This window comes from Maribacter sp. MS6, from assembly GCF_056839185.1.
Window position 1 is genome coordinate 1184838 of sequence record NZ_CM166389.1, and the last position, 20109, is coordinate 1204946.

The window sequence follows — 20109 nt, forward strand, 5'->3', positions numbered from 1 at the left end:
CTAAGAGTTTTGAGTTTCTGTAGATTCGTTTAGAGTATGTAAACTTGCAGCTTTATGTATGGCTTTTCGCATACGGTAGTATGTGGCACAACGGCACACATTCAAAATATTATTATCAATATCCTCATCCGTAGGATTTGGAATCTTGTTGAGCAATGCAGCCGTTGCCATCATAAATCCAGGTTGACAATAGCCACATTGTGGCACAATTTCGTCTATCCACGCTTGCTGCACAGGATGAGGATGCTCTTTAGTTCCCAATCCCTCAATTGTTGTAATCTGCTTCCCATCGGCAAATTTGACGGCATACGAACATGACCTAACAGCTTCACCATCTACATGCAAGGTACACGCACCGCAGGCAGCTTTACCGCAGCCAAATTTTGTTCCTTTCAAACTCAATAAATCGCGAATGATCCAGAGCAAGGGCGTATTCCCGTCGGCTACGGTTATAATATGCTCCGTTCCGTTTACCTGTAATGAAATCTTCATATGTATCTTTTCTATTCGGATGGTATTATTGCACCGTTACTAAACCACTCTTTCACTGCATTCTTAAAATCCTCTTCGGATACTGGCGGAAGTTCCCTTGGCACCCCGTTTATGCCTACGCCTGGTTCCCATGCCCAAAGCACCAATTCATCCTCCGTCATGTGCCTGATCAATTCTTCATGATTTTTACCACCATTCAGTTTCTCATTTAACATTCGCGCTGCGATAGCCTTCCTACCAAGTCCTTGCCACCCCATGGAAGCCGGTGCCAAAGACCAATGTGGAGCTCCCGGAACCCCAGAATACTCATTATTTTCAGACTGATGACACGTAGTGCAGGAAGTTGCTTGAAAACCTGTATTCTCCGGTCCTCGCGAAATTCCAAAATAATGGGGATGGCTATCGTCCCCTTGTTTTGGCACATTATCATTGGGATGACAATTAATACACCTTGGGTGCATTACTACATCCATCATCCTATTAAAAGCAGCATCTGATTCCAATTTGCTAGCGTTGGAAGGAATATTATAGCTGGAAACAAACGGTTCTTTCTTGGTAGCAAATAGCATGGAAATGCCTAAAACAAGTACGACTAATCCAATGTAATTCTTTACCAAAATTTAAAGTTAAACTGTTCCTTATTTAAATCCTGATTTAAGTTACTTTTTTTATTCCAACAAAACACTATAGATTACCTATAAGTATTGACTCAAAAGGAGGTTATATTGCCTTTGGCAAGAAAACCTCGGCCATCATACATCTTGCACTACCACCTCCGCAGGTCTCTATGGTCTCCAATGAGCTATGAATAATACCGCAGTGTGCTTTTATTGACTTTATTTGATCTGGATTCAACGAATTATAGGCAGCTGAACTCATTACCATAAAACGTTTATCGTCAGCACCGATTACCTGTAACATATTACCAGCAAAGTGGTGCATCTGCTGTTCTGTGATGGTTATGATTTGCTTACCATCGTTCCTCAAATGATCTAATACATTTTTACGCTCTTTGTTGTCATCAATAGTATCCGAACATATAACAGCAAACGTTTCTGCCATCGCCATCATCACATTGGTGTGGTAGATAGGCATTCGCTTGCCGTTTACAGATTGATTTGCAGTAAAAATGACGGGAAAGCAATCAAAATCTTCACAATATTCTATGAAGAGTTCTTCATTTGCACGTTCGGATAATGCACAATAGGCTTTTTGATTTACCCTGTCTTTCAAAATACTGCCTGTACCCTCTAAATAAATACCTTCTTCTTCCGCCGAGGTATAGTCCATAATCTCTTTGATTACAAAACCTTTCTCTTCTAGAATATCAAAAATATCGGTTCTTCTTTCCCTACGCCGATTTTCTGCAAACATCGGATACACCACAACCGTTCCCGATTTATGGAAGGATACCCAATTGTTAGGAAAAATTGAGTCTGGCGTATCGTTTTCCTTTATATCTTCTACAACAACTACGTTAATTCCCTTTTCTCTTAAAACAACTACAAAGTCATCGAATTCTTTCTGCGCTCTTTCATTTATTGTTTGGCTTTTAATGTCCAAATCTTCCTGAAAATAATTATTCACTGCCGTCTGCTCATTCATACGAAAAGCAACCGGACGTATCATCAATATTGTATTGGTTATCTGCATAGTTCAATTTAATTAGTCCCTAATCAAGGGTAATGTGCTACATCTCAAAAGTCCTTCTTGCTTGGCAATTTCAGAATAAGGTATTTCCTCAACGGTAAATCCATTTGCTCTTAACCAATTATTGAGTCGTGTAAAGTTCTTTTCCGAAACGACTATATTTGGAGAAATAGAAAATACATTGCTGAACATGTTGTACATCTCGTCTGCAGTAATTTCGAATATGTTTTCCGAACCAAAAAAATTCACCAACCACCGATATTCTTTCTCTACTAAAAATCCGTTTTTATGAAGAATTGCTTTTCCATTACCTAATGGCTGAAAACAACAATCCAAGTGTAAGGCATTCTCTTTTGCATTAAGTGATTTCCTTAGTTCAAATGATTTAATCTTTTTGTTCGGGAATTGTTGCTTTATCCACTCTACGGCTTGCCAATTTGTTCTTGCGGTAATATGGGAAGCATAATCTGCTCCGGTATATGTTCCTACGAATATATAATCGTTCCAAGGCATAACATCGCCTCCTTCAACATGAACTTCATCAGGAGGGTGAAGTATATATTGATCATCTATTTTATCCAAAACATGCAAGATTGCTTCAACTTCCTTCTCTCTCTCTGGTAGGATATTGGCAATCACCAACTTGTTTTCAATCACAAAAGCGATATCCCTAGAAAAAATTTGGTTGCAATTTTCAAGCACTTCAGGTCTAAAAACAGTGACATCATACTTTTTAAAAACGGCGGCAAACGCTTCCATTTCCTTTATCATATCCACCTCTTTTGGATAGGTACCCGCCAGTATATGTTCCAAGGATTTTGGATCATACGCCTCTTCCGGAATAGGAGTAGGACCACAACTTTTCGCCGTACCCAGTACAACTGCTTTTAAGGGCGATATTTCATCTTTAATATTCAGTTCTAGCATTATTTTATCTTAAAATTAATCTCGTTTTAAACCAAAAAGAAGCTCCTTTAAACTAAAAGGAGCTTCTTTGTTTTTTTTAGAAGGTAGCAATCTACCTTTTATCAAGGTCAACGAAAGATCTATGTGTTTCACCAACGTAAACTTGGCGTGGTCTTCCAATAGGTTCATTATTCAAACGCATTTCTCTCCATTGTGCAATCCAACCCGGTAGTCTTCCTAAAGCAAACATCACCGTAAACATTTCTGTAGGAATACCTAATGCCCTGTAAATAATACCGGAATAGAAATCTACATTCGGATATAGTTTACGATCTACAAAATAAGGATCTTCCAACGCTTCTTTTGCCAATCCTTTGGCTATTTCCAAAATAGGATCATCTATACCCAAATCTGCCAACACTTCTTCTGCAGCTACCTTAATTATTTTTGCCCTTGGATCAAAGTTCTTATAAACCCTATGTCCAAAGCCCATAAGCCTAAAGGGATCATTCTTATCCTTAGCCTTAGCCATATATTTTTTAGTGTCGCCACCATCCTCTTGAATAGCCTCCAACATTTCTAGCACAGCTTGGTTTGCTCCACCATGCAAGGGGCCCCACAAGGCGGAAATACCTGCTGACAGCGAGGCAAACAATCCTGCATGGGAAGATCCTACGATACGTACGGTGGATGTAGAACAATTCTGTTCATGATCGGCATGAAGAATCAACAGTTTATCTAATGCATCAATTACAATCTTGTTTCTTTTGTATTCTTGAGAAGGCTTTTTGAACATCATTTTATGTATGTTCTCCACATACCCAAGAGTATCATCGCCGTAATCTAAAGGCAAGCCCTTTTTCTTTCTGAGCGTCCAGGCAACCAAAACTGGAAACTTAGCCAAAATACGTACAATAGCTCCGTACATTTCATCTTTAGAAGTAACGTTAACGGAAATTGGATTAAATGCGATCAATGCACTAGTCAAAGAGGAAAGAACGCCCATAGGATGAGCAGATTTTGGAAAAGCATCCAAAATCTTTTTCATCTCTTCATCTACATGGGATTCGTTTTTGATATCAACATGAAAAGCCTCTAATTGTTCTTTGTTGGGCAACTCACCAAAAATTAACAAATAGGCAACCTCTAAAAAACCTGCTTTCTCGGCCAATTCTTCAATAGCGTATCCACGATATCTTAAAATTCCTTTTTCTCCGTCCAAAAAGGTGATTTCGCTTTTACAGGACCCCGTGTTTTTATAACCAGGATCTATAGTAATGATTCCATTTGTAGTGGAACGTAATGCTTTAATATCTATAGCGAGTTCATCTTCAGTTCCCATGATTACAGGAAACTCATACTTAGTACCATTATACTCTAAAGTAGCTTTATCTGACATTCTTAAACTTTTTATATGAAGAAGTAAACTTACATAAAAGCACCCATTTTAACAATTAAGTAAATCGCTTTAGATCATAATTAACACGGCCTACTAAGCGTTTAAAAATGGAGCACAAGACATTACAATAAATAAAGCGATTTATAATATTCATCCAATGATTTTTCCCATGTAAATCTCGCCTTTTTTGCGTTTGCCTTAATTTTTTTCCATTTTGGCTGGTCTTGCTCCCAAATCGTCAACGCCTCGTCGAAAGCACGAACCATGTTTTCTATTTTTTCGTCATACGTGTCACCATCAAAAACAAACCCTGTTTTCATATGATGCACAGTATCCTTCAAGCCTCCCGTATGGTGCACTAAACAAGGGTTTCCATTACGCATTGCCAACATCTGACTTATACCACAAGGTTCAAATAAGCTTGGCATAAAGTACAAGTCGGTCTCTAAATACATGGAATCTATCAAATCTTCCGATTGACCATTCGTGAAGATGAAGTTTTTATAACTGTAGCTCATCTCGCGAAAGTGCTCTTCGTAATCGGGATCTCCAGTACCCAAAAGCATAAAAATACCACCTACAGCTTCTAACCGTTTTAAAATTTGCTCCAAGGCCTCAGGGGAGCGTTTTAAAAAATAGAATTTCTGCTCCGTTAATCTTGCTACACTTGAAACTATGAACTTTGGTCTATTACCTACGTACTCCATGATTTTCTCTCCTGTATGGGCCAGAAAATCAGCTTTATATTTTTTAGATTCATCTTGCAGCCACCTAAAAAGTGCTTTTACGGTATTACGGTACAAGAATCCTGTTTCCGCTACCCTAATATTACTATAATTGGAAGCGTTCAATATTCCAAACAACCTACCTTCATCATCCGCTTTTTGTAAATCGGACTCCAGACTTTCGCCTCCTATAAACTCAGGTTTTCTACTGGGCAACAGTACGTCCTCTTTATAAGAAGGTGAAACCGTATGCACGGCATCCGCTAATCTAATACCTACGGCCATAAGATTAATACAATCATGATAACGAGGATCCATAAGCGCTTCATGATCTAAGTTGATTTCCGGAAACCAATGATTTACAGATGCATAATTATTATAAAATGGACGGATACCCTGTATCGCAAGATTATGTATACTGTATACATAACGCATCTTTTTTAACTCGGTATAATTGGGATGATAGGCCTTTAACAATAATACTGCACTAGAGTGCCAATCGTGCATGTGTACCACATCTAAGTCACCGAAGGCATTTATTTTCATTGCTTCTGCTACCGCAGTACAAAATATCATGAATTTGACAAAATCATTAAAAAATGGTTCCGTGGGATCATCGTGATAAATATGTGCAATCCCTCCGCCCTGAATCTCTGGATGATGAATAACGTAATGGGTAATATTCGAAATTATTTTCTTTGGAACTACCCGATATAGCGCTGCTGTATAAGTGACACCTTTAAGGCTAAAGTTAAGGTCAGTAATAAATTCCCCATCCTTATGTAATCTAGAGTACGACGGTACCACAACATGGACAGCATCTCCACGAGAGGCAATTTCTCTAGGAACATCGCGCACCACATCACCCATACCTCCCGCTTTACAATTTGGAATAGCATCGTTTTCTGCGGCAACAAAAAGAAAATTGTTCATATAAAAGGGGGTAAAGGAGGATTAATAATATATCTCAAAAAGATAGGTATCTTTTTTGGATTACACCAAAAAAAAAGCCTTTCTTAATAAGAAAGGCTTTTCAGAAATTATTAGGACCCTAATCAATTAATGTTAAATGCTTTTTCTTGAGGATAATAGGCCATGCTGCCCAATTCTTCTTCAATTCTTAATAATTGATTATACTTTGCCATACGATCAGATCTTGATGCAGAACCCGTTTTAATTTGCCCGGTATTCAAAGCTACAGCCAAATCTGCAATGGTGTTATCCTCTGTTTCACCTGAACGGTGTGACATAACTGAAGTGTAGCCGGCATTCTTTGCCATATTCACGGCTGCAATAGTTTCGGTGAGCGTTCCTATTTGATTTACCTTAATTAATATAGAGTTTGCAATTCCTTTTTCAATACCCGTAGACAGTCTTTCTACATTGGTAACAAAAAGATCGTCTCCTACCAACTGTACCTTGTCCCCTATTTTATCGGTCAAGGATTTCCATCCATCCCAGTCGTTCTCATCCATCCCATCCTCAATGGAAATAATTGGATATTTAGCACTTAAATCTGCTAAATATTGCGCTTGCTCCTCCGAAGTTCTCACTACCCCTTTACTTCCTTCAAATTTAGTGTAGTCATACGCACCATCCACGTAAAACTCTGCAGCAGCACAATCCAAAGCGATCATTACGTCATCACCTAGGCTATAGCCCGCATTTTCCACTGCTTTTGCAATGGTATCCAAGGCATCTTCTGTTCCTCCAGCCAGGTTTGGCGCAAAACCTCCTTCATCACCAACGGCCGTACTTAAACCCCTATCATGTAACACCTTTTTTAGATGGTGGAAAATCTCAGTTCCCATTTGCATAGCATGAGAAAAACTCTTGGCTTTTACCGGCATCACCATGAATTCTTGGAAAGCGATAGGCGCATCAGAATGTGAGCCACCATTAATTATGTTCATCATAGGTACGGGTAACGTGTTAGCACTTACACCACCAACATATCTAAACAGTGATAATCCCAACTCGTTTGCAGCAGCTTTTGCTGCAGCTAGCGAAACTCCTAAAATAGCATTCGCACCCAATTTGGATTTGTTGGGCGTACCGTCTAAATCTATCATTGTTTGATCCAATAGGTTCTGCTCAAAGACAGACATTCCCAAGATTTCCTCGGCAATTGTTGTATTAACATTGGAAACCGCTTTGCTAACGGCCTTGCCCATGAAGGCACTTCCGCCATCACGAAGCTCAACAGCCTCGTGCTCTCCAGTAGAAGCTCCTGAAGGAACGGCTGCTCTTCCCATTACACCATTTTCCGTGATTACATCTACTTCTACGGTAGGATTACCTCTTGAATCTAAAATTTGTCTTGCATGAACACTTAATATAATACTCATTCTATTATTTTTAATTTGATGATTTATTATTGAAAGATAAAGGTACAAAACAACATATGTTTAGCGATTCCAATACCCTGTATATTCCTTAATTTCTAATGAATTACTAAACTTCAGCAGACAATTTTGTGTTTTTACTGATCAATTCAAAGAAATCGTCAAAAAGATAATCAGCATCATGTGGACCAGGGCTAGCTTCCGGGTGGTATTGCACTGAAAACACATCCTTGTTCTTCATCCTTATGCCGGCAACGGTATGGTCGTTCAAATGAACATGCGTAATTTCCAACAGTTCATTGGCTTCAGCTTCCCCTCTATTAATGGCAAAACCGTGATTTTGCGAAGTGATTTCTCCTTTACCGGTAACCGTATTTAAGATAGGGTGATTGATTCCTCTGTGCCCATTATGCATCTTATATGTAGACACCCCATTCGCTAGGGCGATTACCTGATGACCTAAACATATACCGAATAATGGTTTACCTGAATTTATCATTCCCTTAGCTGCAGCTATAGCATCTACTAAGGGCTCTGGATCGCCGGGGCCATTGGAAATAAAATAGGCGTCGGGATTCCAAGCGGACAAGTCATTAAAACTGGAATTATAGGGAAACACTTTTATGTACGCATCTCTTTTTGCGAGATTTCTAAGTATATTTTTCTTAATCCCAATATCCAATGCTGCAATCTTATAAGTAGCACCCTTATTACCAAAATAGTAGGCTTCCTTGGCCGATACCTTAGAAGCTAGCTCCAAGCCTTCCATGCTTGGTACTTCATTTAACTTTGCCTTTAGTTCTTCAATATTATCTACGGCAGTAGAAATAACAGCATTCATGGCACCATGATCTCGAATGTAACTAACAAGTGCCCGTGTATCTACGTCAGAGATTGCAAATAGATTGTTGTTGTCCAAAAACACTTCCAGGCTACTATCGGCTAATGGCCGAGAATACTCATAACTAAAATTCTTACAAATTAACCCTGCAATTTTAACAGACTCAGACTCCGTTTCTTCACTATTAGTCCCGTAATTACCAATATGAGCATTGGTTGTTACCATCAATTGTCCAAAATAAGACGGATCCGTAAAAATCTCTTGATATCCCGTCATGCCCGTGTTAAAACAAACCTCTCCAAAGGCAGTACCTTCCTTATCCCCAACTGCCTTACCATGAAAAATAGTTCCATCGGCCAACAATATCAGTGCTTTCTTTTTCGATTGATATTTCATCTCTTATCTTACGTATTAAAATTTAACAAAAAAACATAAAAAAAGGATAAGCATTGCCGCTTATCCTTTTAAAATTATCAATATTTATTGACATCCTATTTTTCAGAGTCATCGTTTTTCTTCGTGTCATCTGCTTTTGCTTCAACCTCTGTGGGTACGTCAGCAGCTGTATCAACTTCCGCTTGTTCCACAACATCCGTAGGAGCAGCCTCTGTTTTAGACCCAGAACCTCTTCTACTTCTTCTTGTAGATTTTTTAGCTGGTTTCCCTGCGTTGTAAATCTCATTGAAATCTACCAACTCGATCATTGCCATATCAGCGTTATCTCCCAAACGGGTACCTAACTTGATTATTCTTGTATACCCACCTGGTCTATCCGCTACTTTTTCGGAAACCACACTAAATAACTCAGTCACCGCAACTTTATCCCGCAAGTTTTTGAAAACGATACGTCTGTTGTGCGTACCTTTCTCGGAAGACTTATTGTTCTCTGCCTTTGATTTTGTTATCAATGGTTCAATAAACTGCTTTAACGCTTTAGCTTTTGCAACTGTTGTATTAATTCTCTTATGCTCAATTAAGGAACAAGCCATGTTAGCTAACATTGCGTGTCTATGCGCTTTTTTTCTTCCTAAATGATTAATTTTTTTACCGTGTCTCATGTTTCTATTTTATCATCTTGCTACCAAACTCGTTAGAACGAGGAGCAAAATATGATTGTTTAATCCTTATCTAATTTATATTTTGACAAATCCATTCCAAAACTTAAGCCTTTGTTGATAACAAGTTCTTCTAGTTCTGTCAACGATTTCTTTCCAAAATTTCTGAATTTCATCAAATCATTTTTATTGAAAGAAACCAAATCACCTAGCGTGTCCACTTCAGCAGCTTTTAAGCAATTCAATGCACGTACAGACAAGTCCATATCTACCAGCTTAGTTTTTAACAACTGACGCATGTGTAACGACTCTTCGTCATACGTCTCAGTTTGTGCAATTTCATCTGCCTCTAGAGTAATACGCTCATCCGAAAACAACATAAAGTGATGAATAAGGACTTTAGCCGCTTCAGTTAAGGCATCCTTAGGATGGATAGAACCGTCTGAAACAATTTCGAAAACAAGCTTTTCGTAATCTGTTTTTTGTTCAACACGAAAGTTCTCTATACTGTACTTTACGTTTTTTATTGGTGTAAAAATAGAATCTATTGCTATTGTTCCTATTGGTGTACCAGATTTTTTATTTTCCTCTGCAGGAACATAGCCTCTACCCTTTTCAATGGTAATTTCCATATTGATACTCACCTTGGAGTCCATGTTACAGATTACCATATCAGGATTTAACACCTGATACCCGGAAATGAACTTTTGAAAATCCCCTGCTGTCAATTGATCCTTACCGCTAACGGAAATAGAAACTATTTCTGCTTCTGAATCCTCAATCTGTTTTTTAAAGCGTACCTGCTTTAGGTTTAAGATAATTTCGGTTACATCTTCAACAACTCCCGGAATTACCGAGAACTCGTGTTCTACCTTGTCGATCCTTACGGACGTAATAGCATGACCTTCCAAGGAAGAAAGCAATACCCTTCTTAATGCATTCCCAACAGTTAATCCATAACCAGGCTCCAAAGGACGAAATTCAAACTTCCCTTCGAAATCCGAGGAATCGATCATTATTACTTTATCGGGCTTCTGAAAATTAAATAATGCCATAATTCGATCAGTGTTGTTTATTTAGAGTATAACTCGACGATTAATTGTTCCTTGATATTTTCAGGAATCTGAATTCTTTCTGGAACGGCAACAAAATTACCCTGCATTGTTGCAGAGTTCCATGTCATCCATTCGTAAACTGCACTATTGGCAGCCAAGGAATCCTGAATACTTTGTAAAGATTTTGACTTTTCTCGAACACCTACAACATCACCGGCCTTTAAACTATAAGAAGGTATATTCACCAATTCTCCATTCACCGTAATATGTCTGTGCGAAACCAACTGTCTTGCACCACTTCTTGTAGGGGATATTCCCATTCTATAAACCACATTGTCTAAACGTGACTCACATAACTGAAGAAGTACCTCACCAGTAACCCCTTTACTCCTATTTGCTTTTGCAAAAAGATTTCGAAACTGCTTTTCTAATATCCCATAAGAATATTTAGCCTTTTGTTTCTCCATTAACTGAACAGAGTATTCAGATTTTTTTCCTCTACGTCTTGCATTACCATGCTGTCCTGGAGGATAATTCTTTTTTTCGAATGATTTGTCATCTCCGAAAATTGCTTCGCCGAACTTACGGGCGATTTTTGACTTTGGTCCTGTATATCTTGCCATCTTCTTAAATTATGAAAGTGAGATTATGAATTAAGGCTTATCCTTCGATAATCGTAACTACACTTTCTATGAAATATTAAATAATTAAACTCTTCTTCTCTTCGGAGGCCTACAACCGTTATGCGGCATAGGAGTAACGTCAATAATCTCAGTTACCTCGATCCCTGAATTGTGTAATGAACGAATTGCTGATTCCCTTCCATTCCCGGGTCCCTTAACATAAACCTTTACCTTTCTAAGACCTGCCTCATGTGCAACCTTTGAACAGTCTTCTGCCGCTACTTGAGCTGCATAAGGAGTATTTTTTTTAGAACCTCTAAATCCTAGCTTACCTGCAGAGGACCAAGAAATAACATCTCCCTTTTTATTCGTTAAAGAGATGATGATATTGTTAAACGAAGCACTTATGTGTGCCTCACCAACAGAATCAACTATTACTTTACGCTTCTTGGTTACCTTAGTATTTGCCTTTGCCATACCTATATATTATTTAGTAGCTTTCTTCTTGTTAGCTACTGTTTTACGCTTTCCTTTTCTGGTCCTAGAATTATTTTTTGTACGCTGACCTCTTAACGGCAATCCTGATCTATGACGTATACCTCTGTAACAACCAATATCCATTAATCGCTTAATGTTCAATTGCGTTTCGGAACGGAGCTCGCCTTCAATTGTAAACGCTGAAACTGCCTCCCGGATTCTTCCGATTTCATCATCGTTCCAATCGGAGACCTTAGTATCCTCACTTACCTGTGCTCTCTCTAAAATCTCTTTAGACCTACTTCTTCCGATTCCAAAAATATAAGTCAAGGCTATCACGCCTCTTTTTTGTTTTGGTATGTCTATACCCGCGATTCTTGCCATAATTACCCTTGTCTTTGTTTAAATCTAGGATTCTTTTTGTTGATTACGTACAACCTCCCTTTTCTACGAACGATTTTGCAGTCCGCACTTCTCTTCTTAACTGATGCTCTTACTTTCATCTTGTATCTTAATATCTATAAGTAATTCTTGCTTTTGTAAGGTCATAAGGGCTCATTTCCAACTTCACCTTATCTCCTGGCAACAACTTAATATAATGCATACGCATCTTACCAGATATGTGTGCAGTTACCACATGACCATTTTCCAATTCTACACGAAACATTGCGTTTGACAATGCCTCTATGATAGCCCCATCTTGTTCTATTGCTGCCTGTTTAGCCATAAATTATGCTACTTTTCTATTTTTCCCAGTTTTCATCAAACCATCGTAATGTCTATTCAACAAATAAGAATTTACTTGTTGTACAGTATCGATTGCTACACCCACCATAATCAAAAGCGATGTACCACCATAAAACAATGCCCATCCTGCTTGAACATTTAGCAAAGATACAACCACTGCCGGAAGTATAGCCAATAATGCTAAAAATACTGAACCTGGCAATGTAATCAACGACATAATCTTATCTAGAAAATCACCTGTCTCTTTTCCCGGTCTAATTCCAGGAATAAAACCACCGCTTCTTTTTAAATCATCGGCCATTTTATTCGTTGGCACGGTAATAGCCGTATAGAAGTAAGTGAAAATTATTATAAGTACGGCAAACAATATATTATATGCCCACCCAAATATATTCGAAAACTCTACCTGCATCCATTGCCCAAAAGCGGTATCATCAAATGTGCTTCCAATCAAACCAGGAACAAACATTATTGCTTGCGCAAATATGATTGGCATAACGCCAGAAGCATTTAATTTTAATGGTATATATTGTCTGGAACCCATTACGTTTTTCTCATAACCTCCAGATGCGGTTCTTCTTGCATACTGTACCGGTATTTGTCGAGTTGCCATGACTAATAAAATACACGCCAGTATAACTAAGAACCATAGAATCACTTCTATTAGGATAAACATGAGACCTCCATTATTTTCTGTGGTCCTAGAAATAAACTCTTGCACAAATGATTGTGGCATGGTTGCTATAATACCAATCATAATCAAAAGTGAAATACCATTACCGATACCTTTATCCGTAATTTTCTCCCCTAACCACATAGCAAAAACACAACCTGTTACCAAAATGATTACAGCTGGAACCATAAAGTCCAATCCTTTACCTAATAAAAAAGCAGTATCCCTTACTCCAAAAGCTTCGAGACCGTATAAATATGCCGGTGCCTGAACGATACAAATTGCTATCGTCAACCATCTAGTAATCTGATTGATTGTCTTACGACCACTTTCACCTTCTTTCTGAAGTTTCTGAAGATAAGGTATCGCAATACCCATGAGCTGAACAACGATAGAAGCGGATATATAGGGCATAATACCCAACGCAAAAATAGAAGCATTAGCAAACGCTCCTCCCGTAAATGCATTCAACAAACCAAAAATTCCTTGGTCTGTACTATCTGCTAATCCACCCAACTGCGTGGTATCAATACCCGGAAGAACAATTTGGCAACCAAATCTGTATACCAATAGAAGACCTAAAGTAATAAGTATCCTATTTCTTAGCTCCTCTATCTTCCAAATATTGGATAATGTATCTATAAACTTCTTCATGTTCTCTTTGTATGCTTATAAACTTATGGCTTCACCACCAGCAGCCTCAATTGCAGCTTTTGCCGTAGCGCTAAATTTATGTGCCGAAACCTTAAGCGAAGCTTTTAATTCACCGCCACCTAAAATTTTAACCATCTCGTTTTTACGTGCTAGTCTGTTCTCCACAAAGGTATCCATATCAACGCTACCCTTGACACCTTTGTCATCAACCAACTGTTGTAAAACATCCAAGTTTATACCTTGATATTCTTTTCTATTGATATTGGTAAAACCAAACTTTGGAACACGACGCTGTAATGGCATTTGACCACCTTCAAAACCAATTTTCTTAGAATAACCTGATCTTGACTTCGCGCCTTTATGACCTCTAGCGGCAGTACCACCTTTTCCAGAACCTTGACCTCTCCCTAAACGTTTTCCGTCTCTATTAACTGAACCCTCAGCAGGTTGTAGATTACTTAAATTCATTAGATCTTAATATTTAAGCTTCTTCCGTAGAAACTAAATGTTCAACTTTATTTATCATTCCAAGGATATTTGGCGTGTTGTCATGCTCAACAACCTGACCAATCCTCTTCAATCCAAGAGCAACCAAAGTCCTTTTTTGATTTTGGGGCTTTTTAATGCTACTCTTAACCAGCTTTACTTTAATCTTTGCCATAATTGCTTTCTTAGCCTTTAAATACTTTTTCCAAAGAAACTCCTCTTTGCTTTGCTATTGTACCTGCATCTCTCAATTGTAACAAGGCATCGAAAGTTGCCTTAACTACATTATGGGGATTGGATGAACCTTGAGATTTTGATAGTACATCATGTACACCAACAGCTTCGAGTACCGCTCTTACGGCCCCACCGGCAATAACACCTGTACCTTGGGATGCCGGTTGAATATATACCCGTGCTCCACCAAACTTACCTTTTTGCTCATGTGGCAAGGTTCCTTTGTTCAATGGAATACGAATTAAGTTCTTTTTTCCATCTTCTATAGCCTTTGCAATTGCCGTAGCAACCTCCTTCGACTTTCCTAAACCATGCCCTACAACACCGTTTTCATCACCTACCACAACAATAGCTGAAAAACCAAATGCTCTACCACCTTTAGTTACCTTGGTTACACGTTGTATACCAACTAATCTATCCTTAAGATCTAAACCACCTGGCTTAACGGTTTCTACGTTTTTGTATTTCTGAAACATACTGTTATATTAAAATTTAAGACCTGCTTCCCTTGCCCCTTCAGCCAAAGATTTAACTCTTCCATGATATAAATTTCCACCTCTATCGAAAGCAACTTTATCCAAACCGGCTTTCAACGCTTTCTCGGCAATAGATTTCCCTACAATTGCGGCCATCTCACTTTTACTACCTTTCTTGGAAGCAATACTTTTATCACGTGAAGAAGCAGCAGCTAAGGTAACTCCATTAACATCATCAATCAACTGAGCATAAATCTCACTATTACTTCTAAAGACAGATAATCTTGGTCTTAATGCAGTTCCTGAAGATACCTTTCGGATTCTTCTACGGATTCTATATTTTCTTTGTGTTTTTGTTAATCTCATAATATTCTTATTAAGCTGACTTACCTGCTTTTCTTCTTAATATTTCACCAACAAACTTGATACCTTTTCCTTTGTAAGGCTCCGGTCTTCTGAAGGATCTTATTTTGGCAGCAATATGTCCAACCAATTGCTTGTCGTGTGATGTTAATTTTACAATTGGATTCTTACCCTTTTCTGAAATTGTTTCCAATTTTACTTCGGGTGCAAGATCAAAAACAATATTATGTGAAAAACCTAAAGCCAACTCTAATTTTTGACCTTGATTACTTGCACGGTACCCAACACCTACCAACTCCAATTCTTTTGTCCAGCCTTTAGATACGCCTTCTATCATATTTAGCACTAACGAACGGTAAAGACCGTGTTTTGCTTTATGTTCTTTAGAATCAGATGGTCTTGTGACCCAAGCCTGTCCGTCTTCTACTTTTACTGCAACACCAGAAAATTCTTGCGTCAACTCTCCCAATTTACCTTTTACGGTAACTATGTTATCGCTGATTTCTACTGTAACTCCCTCAGGAATTGCTATCGGATTATTTCCTATTCTAGACATCTTCTAACTCTTTAATCGATTAATAAACGTAGCATAAGACCTCACCGCCGACATTTTCAGCCTTTGCCTGCTTACTTGTCATTACTCCGTGAGAGGTAGATACGATTGCAATACCCAAACCATTAAGTACCCTTGGTAATTCTTGGCTTGGAGCATACTTACGAAGACCGGGTTTACTAATACGCTGTATCTTTCTAATTACCGGCTCTTTAGTAATCTTGTCGTATTTCAAAGCAATTTTTATACTGCCCTGAACCTTATCGGCTTCGAATTTATAACTTAAAATATATCCTTGATCGAATAAAATCTTTGTTATTTCTTTCTTTAGATTGGACGCAGGAATTTCAACAACCCTGTGACCCGCTCTACTTGCGTTTCTAACCCTAGTTAGATAATCTGCTATAGTATCTGTTACCATTTATATATAATTCGGTGACGGTTTTTAGCATTATGCTAAACCTGAAACCCGTTAACTTAATCTTTAATCTACCAGCTCGCTTTCCGAACACCTGGTATCAAACCTTGGTTGGCCATTTCCCTGAAAGTAACCCTGGAAATACCAAAAGTTCTCATATAACCCTTTGGCCTACCGGTTAACTTACATCTGTTGTGCATTCGTACCGGTGAAGCATTTTTTGGCAATTTCTGTAGTGCATCATAATCGCCGGCTTCTTTTAAAGCCTTACGTTTTTCAGCATATTTAGCTACAGTTCTCGCCCTTTTTCTTTCACGGGCCTTCATTGATTCTTTAGCCATACTAGTTCTTTTTAAAAGGTAATCCCATTTCTGTTAATAATGATTTTGCTTCCTTATCCGTATCAGCAGAAGTAACGAAAGTTATATCCATACCATTGATACGATTAATCTTATCAATGTTTACTTCTGGAAATATAATCTGCTCGGTAACACCAAGATTGTAATTCCCACGACCATCGAAACCGGTGGCCCGAATTCCTTGAAAATCTCGTACCCTAGGCAGTGCAGAAGTTACCAACCTGTCCAAGAACTCATACATACGCTCACCGCGCAATGTAACCTTAGCACCGATAGGCATTCCCTTTCTCAATTTAAAGGCTGCAACATCCTTTTTGGACATTGTGGCAATTGCTTTCTGGCCAGTTATCATAGTCATCTCGTCAATGGCATGATCGATCAGCTTCTTATCTGCTACCGCTGCCCCAACACCTCTACTGACAACTATTTTCTCTAACTTGGGAACTTGCATTACGTTTTTGTAACCAAACTCCTCAGTAAGCGCAGAAACTATGCGCTCCTTATATTCTTTCTTTAATCTTGCAACGTAAGCCATAACTAAATTACTTCATTGGATTTCTTGGAAAATCTTACTTTTTTACCATCTCTTACATCGTATCCCACTCTAGTTGTTTCACCAGATTTAGAATCAATCAACGCAAGATTTGATATATGTAGTAACGCCTCTTTTTTGACAATGCCACCTTGAGGGTTTTTAGCACTTGGCTTCTCGTGTTTCGAAACAAGATTTACACCTTCTACTATGGCTTTGTTCTTTTCAAGATTTACTAATACAACCTTACCTTCGGAACCTTTATGGTCTCCAGCAGTAACCCTAACCGTATCTCCTGTTTTTATTTTTAACTTCTTCATCTTCTGAAATCTATTATAGTACCTCTGGGGCCAATGATACAATTTTCATAAACTGCTTATCCCTAAGCTCTCTTGCGACAGGTCCAAAAACCCTTGTACCTCGCATTTCCCCAGTAGGATTCAAAAGCACACACGCATTATCATCAAATCTGATGTACGAACCATCCGGTCTTCTTACCTCCTTTTTGGTACGTACGACTACTGCGGTAGAAACCGCACCTTTCTTAATACCTCCATTAGGAGTAGCTTCCTTTACAGTTACCACAATCTTATCACCAATAGAAGCATACCTTCTTTTGGTTCCACCGAGGACACGAATAGTTAATACCTCCTTCGCTCCTGTATTATCCGCTACCTTTAATCTAGATTCTTGCTGTAACATAACTTATTTGGCTCTTTCTAAGATTTCTACTAACCTCCAACATTTGGTTTTACTCATGGGACGTGTCTCCATGATTTTAACTGTATCCCCTTCTTTGCAGTCGTTTTTCTCGTCGTGTGCAACGTATTTTTTCGTCTTTAAAACGAATTTACCGTACATAGGGTGCTTTACACGTTTTACCTCGGCAACAACTATAGACTTCTCCATCTTGTTACTGGTTACAACCCCAACTCTTTCCTTTCTTAAATTTCTCTTTTCTTCCATAAAGCAGAACCAGTTATTGGTTTTCCCTATTTGTTAATTCCGTAGCCAATCTAGCAACAGTTCTTCTAACTTTCCTAATCTGAAGAGGATTCTCCAAAGGCGTTACAAAATGAGCCATTTTTAAATCCGCATGTTGTTTCTTATACTCGATAAGTTTTTCCGTAAGTCCTTCTACAGACAATTCTTTTACTTCTTGTTTTTTCATAATTCCTTACGATTAATTATCAAGTGAATAATCCCTTGCAACAATAAACTTTGTTTTAACGGGAAGTTTTTGAGCTGCCAATCGAAGCGCTTCCTTAGCAATATCCATAGACACGCCCCCTACTTCGAACATAATTCTACCCGGCTTTACTACGGCCACAAAATATTCTGGAGCCCCTTTTCCTTTACCCATACGTACCTCTAAAGGCTTTTTGGTAATAGGTTTGTCCGGAAATATTTTAATCCATAACTGACCTTCCCTCTTCATATATCTAGTAGCAGCAATACGTGCAGCTTCAATTTGTCGTGAGGTTAAAAAAGCCGCATCACCAACAGACTTTATACCGAACATACCATTTGAAAGCTGATGACCTCTTCCGGTGTTACCCTTCATACGGCCCTTCTGCATTTTACGAAACTTCGTTCTTTTCGGTTGTAACATTTCTTTACTTCTTTAAAATTACTTTCTACGACGTGGCTTTCTCCCACCATCTTGATTTCCTGAGCCCTTTGACTGACCTTTCTTCATTCCTACCAACGGAGACAACTCTCTTTTACCGTAGACCTCACCTTTCATAATCCAAACCTTGATACCTAACTTTCCGTAGGTAGTTTGAGCCTCATGCAGCGCATAATCGATATCAGCTCTAAATGTAGACAATGGAATTCTACCGTCCTTATACGATTCTGAACGCGCCATTTCTGCACCATTCAGTCTACCTGATATTTGAACTTTAATACCTTCTGCATTCATTCTCATGGCAGCAGTAATAGACATTTTAATAGCTCTTCTAAACGAAATTCTACTTTCTATCTGACGTGCTATGCTGGCAGCAACGAGATTTGCGTCTACTTCTGGTCGCTTAATCTCATAGATATTTATTTGTACCTCCTTACCTGTAATCTTCTTGAGCTCCTCTTTAAGCTTATCTACTTCTTGACCACCTTTACCAATAATGATACCAGGTCTTGCGGTAGTAACCGTCACGGTTATCAACTTTAAAGTACGCTCAATAATTACTCTAGATACACTAGCCTTTGACAACCTAGCGTGAATATATTTTCTAATCTTACTGTCCTCGGCAAGCTTATCACCGTAATCGTTTCCACCATACCAGTTAGACTCCCAACCTCTGATGATTCCAAGACGATTTCCTATTGGATTTGTTTTCTGTCCCATTCTAGCTTGCTGTATTATTGTTAGACCCCAACACTAATGTAACATGGTTGGAACGTTTTCTAATTCTGTGTGCTCTTCCCTGAGGAGCTGGCCTAAGTCTCTTTAACATAGTGCCACCATCTACCCTAATTTCCGCGACAACCAATTCTGCATCTTCCACATTGGAATCTTCGTTTTTGGCTTGCCAATTAGCTAAAGCGGACAACAATAGTTTTTCTAGCTTTCTTGAAGCTTCCTTACTATTAAAACGCAATATTGCTAATGCCTTCTCTACTTTCTCACCACGAATTAAATCCGCTACAAGTCTCATTTTTCTAGGAGAAGTTGGACAGTTGTTCAGCTTTGCAAAAGCAACCTTTTTCTTTTCTGCCTTTATTCTTTCGGCCATTTGTTTTTTACGAACTCCCATAGCTTACTTTTTACCTTTATTTTTCGCACCGGCATGACCTCTAAAAGATCTTGTAGGTGAAAATTCTCCCAGTTTATGCCCAACCATATTCTCAGTTACAAAAACCGGAACAAATTGTCTTCCATTATGAACTGCTATTGTCATCCCAACAAAGTCAGGAGTAATCATTGAAGCTCTTGACCATGTCTTTATAACCGACTTCTTTCCAGAAGAAGCGCTCTGTTGGATTTTCTTTTCCAAACTATAGTGAACGTAAGGTCCTTTTTTTAGTGAACGTGCCATTTCTT

At 38.6% G+C, this 20109-nt stretch carries 32 protein-coding genes; all 32 read right to left on the reverse strand.

The window, feature by feature from the left end:
- Entirely contained in the window at positions 1 to 492 is a 492-nt protein-coding gene (locus tag MS6x_RS05335; protein WP_482605868.1) for a (2Fe-2S)-binding protein, read from the reverse strand.
- Positions 493 to 503: 11 nt separating this feature from the next.
- A complete protein-coding gene (locus MS6x_RS05340) occupies positions 504 to 1109 on the reverse strand; it encodes a hypothetical protein (RefSeq protein WP_482605869.1) in 606 nt (201 codons plus the stop codon).
- A gap of 103 nt (positions 1110 to 1212) precedes the next feature.
- Positions 1213 to 2145, reverse strand: coding sequence for a citrulline utilization hydrolase CtlX (gene ctlX / locus MS6x_RS05345; protein ID WP_482605871.1), 933 nt, complete (start codon positions 2143 to 2145; stop codon positions 1213 to 1215).
- A 12-nt stretch (positions 2146 to 2157) separates the two neighbouring features.
- Complete coding sequence (locus tag MS6x_RS05350; RefSeq protein WP_482605873.1) at positions 2158 to 3069, reverse strand: dimethylarginine dimethylaminohydrolase family protein; 912 nt, start codon at positions 3067 to 3069, stop codon at positions 2158 to 2160.
- Between the two features lie 91 nt (positions 3070 to 3160).
- A complete protein-coding gene (locus MS6x_RS05355; RefSeq protein WP_482605874.1) occupies positions 3161 to 4447 on the reverse strand; it encodes a citrate synthase in 1287 nt (428 codons plus the stop codon).
- A 122-nt stretch (positions 4448 to 4569) separates the two neighbouring features.
- Positions 4570 to 6105, reverse strand: a complete 1536-nt coding sequence (locus MS6x_RS05360) for a glycogen synthase (RefSeq protein ID WP_482605875.1) — start codon at positions 6103 to 6105, stop codon at positions 4570 to 4572.
- Positions 6106 to 6227: 122 nt separating this feature from the next.
- Positions 6228 to 7520 (reverse strand): phosphopyruvate hydratase, encoded by a 1293-nt coding sequence (gene eno, locus MS6x_RS05365; protein ID WP_482605876.1) that lies wholly within the window; start codon positions 7518 to 7520, stop codon positions 6228 to 6230.
- Between the two features lie 106 nt (positions 7521 to 7626).
- Positions 7627 to 8754 (reverse strand): glutamine-hydrolyzing carbamoyl-phosphate synthase small subunit, encoded by a 1128-nt coding sequence (carA, locus tag MS6x_RS05370; protein WP_482605878.1) that lies wholly within the window; start codon positions 8752 to 8754, stop codon positions 7627 to 7629.
- A gap of 95 nt (positions 8755 to 8849) precedes the next feature.
- The gene (gene rplQ / locus MS6x_RS05375; protein ID WP_482605880.1) at positions 8850 to 9416 is read right to left on the reverse strand and encodes a 50S ribosomal protein L17; all 567 of its coding nucleotides are present in this window, start codon (positions 9414 to 9416) and stop codon (positions 8850 to 8852) included.
- A 59-nt stretch (positions 9417 to 9475) separates the two neighbouring features.
- Entirely contained in the window at positions 9476 to 10468 is a 993-nt protein-coding gene (locus MS6x_RS05380) for a DNA-directed RNA polymerase subunit alpha (RefSeq protein WP_482605881.1), read from the reverse strand.
- Between the two features lie 17 nt (positions 10469 to 10485).
- Positions 10486 to 11091 carry a 30S ribosomal protein S4 gene (gene rpsD / locus MS6x_RS05385; RefSeq protein ID WP_482605883.1) on the reverse strand — a complete coding sequence of 202 codons (606 nt, stop codon included), beginning with the start codon at positions 11089 to 11091 and terminating at the stop codon, positions 10486 to 10488.
- 84 nt (positions 11092 to 11175) lie between these two features.
- A complete protein-coding gene (rpsK, locus tag MS6x_RS05390; protein ID WP_482605885.1) occupies positions 11176 to 11568 on the reverse strand; it encodes a 30S ribosomal protein S11 in 393 nt (130 codons plus the stop codon).
- Between the two features lie 9 nt (positions 11569 to 11577).
- A complete protein-coding gene (gene rpsM, locus MS6x_RS05395) occupies positions 11578 to 11952 on the reverse strand; it encodes a 30S ribosomal protein S13 (RefSeq protein ID WP_482605887.1) in 375 nt (124 codons plus the stop codon).
- A gap of 2 nt (positions 11953 to 11954) precedes the next feature.
- A complete protein-coding gene (gene ykgO, locus MS6x_RS05400) occupies positions 11955 to 12071 on the reverse strand; it encodes a type B 50S ribosomal protein L36 (protein ID WP_013305171.1) in 117 nt (38 codons plus the stop codon).
- An 8-nt stretch (positions 12072 to 12079) separates the two neighbouring features.
- Entirely contained in the window at positions 12080 to 12295 is a 216-nt protein-coding gene (infA, locus tag MS6x_RS05405) for a translation initiation factor IF-1 (RefSeq protein ID WP_027078368.1), read from the reverse strand.
- 3 nt (positions 12296 to 12298) lie between these two features.
- Positions 12299 to 13642 carry a preprotein translocase subunit SecY gene (gene secY, locus MS6x_RS05410; RefSeq protein ID WP_482605889.1) on the reverse strand — a complete coding sequence of 448 codons (1344 nt, stop codon included), beginning with the start codon at positions 13640 to 13642 and terminating at the stop codon, positions 12299 to 12301.
- A gap of 15 nt (positions 13643 to 13657) precedes the next feature.
- On the reverse strand, positions 13658 to 14110 hold the full coding sequence (gene rplO / locus MS6x_RS05415; RefSeq protein WP_482605891.1) for a 50S ribosomal protein L15: 453 nt from the start codon (positions 14108 to 14110) through the stop codon (positions 13658 to 13660).
- Positions 14111 to 14123: 13 nt separating this feature from the next.
- A complete protein-coding gene (rpmD, locus tag MS6x_RS05420; RefSeq protein ID WP_482605893.1) occupies positions 14124 to 14303 on the reverse strand; it encodes a 50S ribosomal protein L30 in 180 nt (59 codons plus the stop codon).
- A gap of 10 nt (positions 14304 to 14313) precedes the next feature.
- Positions 14314 to 14838, reverse strand: coding sequence for a 30S ribosomal protein S5 (gene rpsE / locus MS6x_RS05425; RefSeq protein WP_379932597.1), 525 nt, complete (start codon positions 14836 to 14838; stop codon positions 14314 to 14316).
- A 9-nt stretch (positions 14839 to 14847) separates the two neighbouring features.
- Positions 14848 to 15204 (reverse strand): 50S ribosomal protein L18, encoded by a 357-nt coding sequence (gene rplR / locus MS6x_RS05430; protein ID WP_482605895.1) that lies wholly within the window; start codon positions 15202 to 15204, stop codon positions 14848 to 14850.
- A 10-nt stretch (positions 15205 to 15214) separates the two neighbouring features.
- A complete protein-coding gene (gene rplF, locus MS6x_RS05435; RefSeq protein ID WP_482605896.1) occupies positions 15215 to 15757 on the reverse strand; it encodes a 50S ribosomal protein L6 in 543 nt (180 codons plus the stop codon).
- Between the two features lie 19 nt (positions 15758 to 15776).
- Positions 15777 to 16175 carry a 30S ribosomal protein S8 gene (rpsH, locus tag MS6x_RS05440; protein WP_379932593.1) on the reverse strand — a complete coding sequence of 133 codons (399 nt, stop codon included), beginning with the start codon at positions 16173 to 16175 and terminating at the stop codon, positions 15777 to 15779.
- Between the two features lie 68 nt (positions 16176 to 16243).
- A complete protein-coding gene (gene rpsN / locus MS6x_RS05445) occupies positions 16244 to 16513 on the reverse strand; it encodes a 30S ribosomal protein S14 (protein WP_482605898.1) in 270 nt (89 codons plus the stop codon).
- 1 nt (position 16514) lies between these two features.
- Positions 16515 to 17066, reverse strand: a complete 552-nt coding sequence (gene rplE, locus MS6x_RS05450) for a 50S ribosomal protein L5 (RefSeq protein WP_482605900.1) — start codon at positions 17064 to 17066, stop codon at positions 16515 to 16517.
- A gap of 2 nt (positions 17067 to 17068) precedes the next feature.
- Positions 17069 to 17383, reverse strand: a complete 315-nt coding sequence (rplX, locus tag MS6x_RS05455; RefSeq protein ID WP_482605902.1) for a 50S ribosomal protein L24 — start codon at positions 17381 to 17383, stop codon at positions 17069 to 17071.
- 13 nt (positions 17384 to 17396) lie between these two features.
- A complete protein-coding gene (gene rplN, locus MS6x_RS05460) occupies positions 17397 to 17765 on the reverse strand; it encodes a 50S ribosomal protein L14 (protein ID WP_013993867.1) in 369 nt (122 codons plus the stop codon).
- A 3-nt stretch (positions 17766 to 17768) separates the two neighbouring features.
- On the reverse strand, positions 17769 to 18029 hold the full coding sequence (gene rpsQ, locus MS6x_RS05465; RefSeq protein ID WP_482605904.1) for a 30S ribosomal protein S17: 261 nt from the start codon (positions 18027 to 18029) through the stop codon (positions 17769 to 17771).
- Between the two features lie 13 nt (positions 18030 to 18042).
- Positions 18043 to 18234 (reverse strand): 50S ribosomal protein L29, encoded by a 192-nt coding sequence (gene rpmC, locus MS6x_RS05470; protein WP_027078356.1) that lies wholly within the window; start codon positions 18232 to 18234, stop codon positions 18043 to 18045.
- A 12-nt stretch (positions 18235 to 18246) separates the two neighbouring features.
- Positions 18247 to 18675, reverse strand: a complete 429-nt coding sequence (gene rplP / locus MS6x_RS05475) for a 50S ribosomal protein L16 (RefSeq protein WP_482605906.1) — start codon at positions 18673 to 18675, stop codon at positions 18247 to 18249.
- 18 nt (positions 18676 to 18693) lie between these two features.
- Positions 18694 to 19413 (reverse strand): 30S ribosomal protein S3, encoded by a 720-nt coding sequence (rpsC, locus tag MS6x_RS05480; protein WP_482605908.1) that lies wholly within the window; start codon positions 19411 to 19413, stop codon positions 18694 to 18696.
- 1 nt (position 19414) lies between these two features.
- Positions 19415 to 19822: a 50S ribosomal protein L22 gene (gene rplV, locus MS6x_RS05485; protein WP_482605909.1), complete on the reverse strand. Its 408-nt coding sequence runs from the start codon at positions 19820 to 19822 to the stop codon at positions 19415 to 19417.
- A 3-nt stretch (positions 19823 to 19825) separates the two neighbouring features.
- Positions 19826 to 20104 (reverse strand): 30S ribosomal protein S19, encoded by a 279-nt coding sequence (gene rpsS, locus MS6x_RS05490; RefSeq protein WP_027078352.1) that lies wholly within the window; start codon positions 20102 to 20104, stop codon positions 19826 to 19828.
- Positions 20105 to 20109 lie beyond the last annotated feature (5 nt).

What these genes read in the sequence shown, in the direction of transcription:
- MS6x_RS05335 (WP_482605868.1), bottom strand. Translation starts at nt 492, where the DNA reads ATGAAGATTTCATTACAGGTAAACGGAACGGAGCATATTATAACCGTA.
- ctlX (WP_482605871.1), bottom strand. Translation starts at nt 2,145, where the DNA reads ATGCAGATAACCAATACAATATTGATGATACGTCCGGTTGCTTTTCGT.
- MS6x_RS05350 (WP_482605873.1), bottom strand. Translation starts at nt 3,069, where the DNA reads ATGCTAGAACTGAATATTAAAGATGAAATATCGCCCTTAAAAGCAGTT.
- MS6x_RS05355 (WP_482605874.1), bottom strand. Translation starts at nt 4,447, where the DNA reads ATGTCAGATAAAGCTACTTTAGAGTATAATGGTACTAAGTATGAGTTT.
- MS6x_RS05360 (WP_482605875.1), bottom strand. Translation starts at nt 6,105, where the DNA reads ATGAACAATTTTCTTTTTGTTGCCGCAGAAAACGATGCTATTCCAAAT.
- eno (WP_482605876.1), bottom strand. Translation starts at nt 7,520, where the DNA reads ATGAGTATTATATTAAGTGTTCATGCAAGACAAATTTTAGATTCAAGA.
- carA (WP_482605878.1), bottom strand. Translation starts at nt 8,754, where the DNA reads ATGAAATATCAATCGAAAAAGAAAGCACTGATATTGTTGGCCGATGGA.
- rplQ (WP_482605880.1), bottom strand. Translation starts at nt 9,416, where the DNA reads ATGAGACACGGTAAAAAAATTAATCATTTAGGAAGAAAAAAAGCGCAT.
- MS6x_RS05380 (WP_482605881.1), bottom strand. Translation starts at nt 10,468, where the DNA reads ATGGCATTATTTAATTTTCAGAAGCCCGATAAAGTAATAATGATCGAT.
- rpsD (WP_482605883.1), bottom strand. Translation starts at nt 11,091, where the DNA reads ATGGCAAGATATACAGGACCAAAGTCAAAAATCGCCCGTAAGTTCGGC.
- rpsK (WP_482605885.1), bottom strand. Translation starts at nt 11,568, where the DNA reads ATGGCAAAGGCAAATACTAAGGTAACCAAGAAGCGTAAAGTAATAGTT.
- rpsM (WP_482605887.1), bottom strand. Translation starts at nt 11,952, where the DNA reads ATGGCAAGAATCGCGGGTATAGACATACCAAAACAAAAAAGAGGCGTG.
- ykgO (WP_013305171.1), bottom strand. Translation starts at nt 12,071, where the DNA reads ATGAAAGTAAGAGCATCAGTTAAGAAGAGAAGTGCGGACTGCAAAATC.
- infA (WP_027078368.1), bottom strand. Translation starts at nt 12,295, where the DNA reads ATGGCTAAACAGGCAGCAATAGAACAAGATGGGGCTATCATAGAGGCA.
- secY (WP_482605889.1), bottom strand. Translation starts at nt 13,642, where the DNA reads ATGAAGAAGTTTATAGATACATTATCCAATATTTGGAAGATAGAGGAG.
- rplO (WP_482605891.1), bottom strand. Translation starts at nt 14,110, where the DNA reads ATGAATTTAAGTAATCTACAACCTGCTGAGGGTTCAGTTAATAGAGAC.
- rpmD (WP_482605893.1), bottom strand. Translation starts at nt 14,303, where the DNA reads ATGGCAAAGATTAAAGTAAAGCTGGTTAAGAGTAGCATTAAAAAGCCC.
- rpsE (WP_379932597.1), bottom strand. Translation starts at nt 14,838, where the DNA reads ATGTTTCAGAAATACAAAAACGTAGAAACCGTTAAGCCAGGTGGTTTA.
- rplR (WP_482605895.1), bottom strand. Translation starts at nt 15,204, where the DNA reads ATGAGATTAACAAAAACACAAAGAAAATATAGAATCCGTAGAAGAATC.
- rplF (WP_482605896.1), bottom strand. Translation starts at nt 15,757, where the DNA reads ATGTCTAGAATAGGAAATAATCCGATAGCAATTCCTGAGGGAGTTACA.
- rpsH (WP_379932593.1), bottom strand. Translation starts at nt 16,175, where the DNA reads ATGGTAACAGATACTATAGCAGATTATCTAACTAGGGTTAGAAACGCA.
- rpsN (WP_482605898.1), bottom strand. Translation starts at nt 16,513, where the DNA reads ATGGCTAAAGAATCAATGAAGGCCCGTGAAAGAAAAAGGGCGAGAACT.
- rplE (WP_482605900.1), bottom strand. Translation starts at nt 17,066, where the DNA reads ATGGCTTACGTTGCAAGATTAAAGAAAGAATATAAGGAGCGCATAGTT.
- rplX (WP_482605902.1), bottom strand. Translation starts at nt 17,383, where the DNA reads ATGAAGAAGTTAAAAATAAAAACAGGAGATACGGTTAGGGTTACTGCT.
- rplN (WP_013993867.1), bottom strand. Translation starts at nt 17,765, where the DNA reads ATGTTACAGCAAGAATCTAGATTAAAGGTAGCGGATAATACAGGAGCG.
- rpsQ (WP_482605904.1), bottom strand. Translation starts at nt 18,029, where the DNA reads ATGGAAGAAAAGAGAAATTTAAGAAAGGAAAGAGTTGGGGTTGTAACC.
- rpmC (WP_027078356.1), bottom strand. Translation starts at nt 18,234, where the DNA reads ATGAAAAAACAAGAAGTAAAAGAATTGTCTGTAGAAGGACTTACGGAA.
- rplP (WP_482605906.1), bottom strand. Translation starts at nt 18,675, where the DNA reads ATGTTACAACCGAAAAGAACGAAGTTTCGTAAAATGCAGAAGGGCCGT.
- rpsC (WP_482605908.1), bottom strand. Translation starts at nt 19,413, where the DNA reads ATGGGACAGAAAACAAATCCAATAGGAAATCGTCTTGGAATCATCAGA.
- rplV (WP_482605909.1), bottom strand. Translation starts at nt 19,822, where the DNA reads ATGGGAGTTCGTAAAAAACAAATGGCCGAAAGAATAAAGGCAGAAAAG.
- rpsS (WP_027078352.1), bottom strand. Translation starts at nt 20,104, where the DNA reads ATGGCACGTTCACTAAAAAAAGGACCTTACGTTCACTATAGTTTGGAA.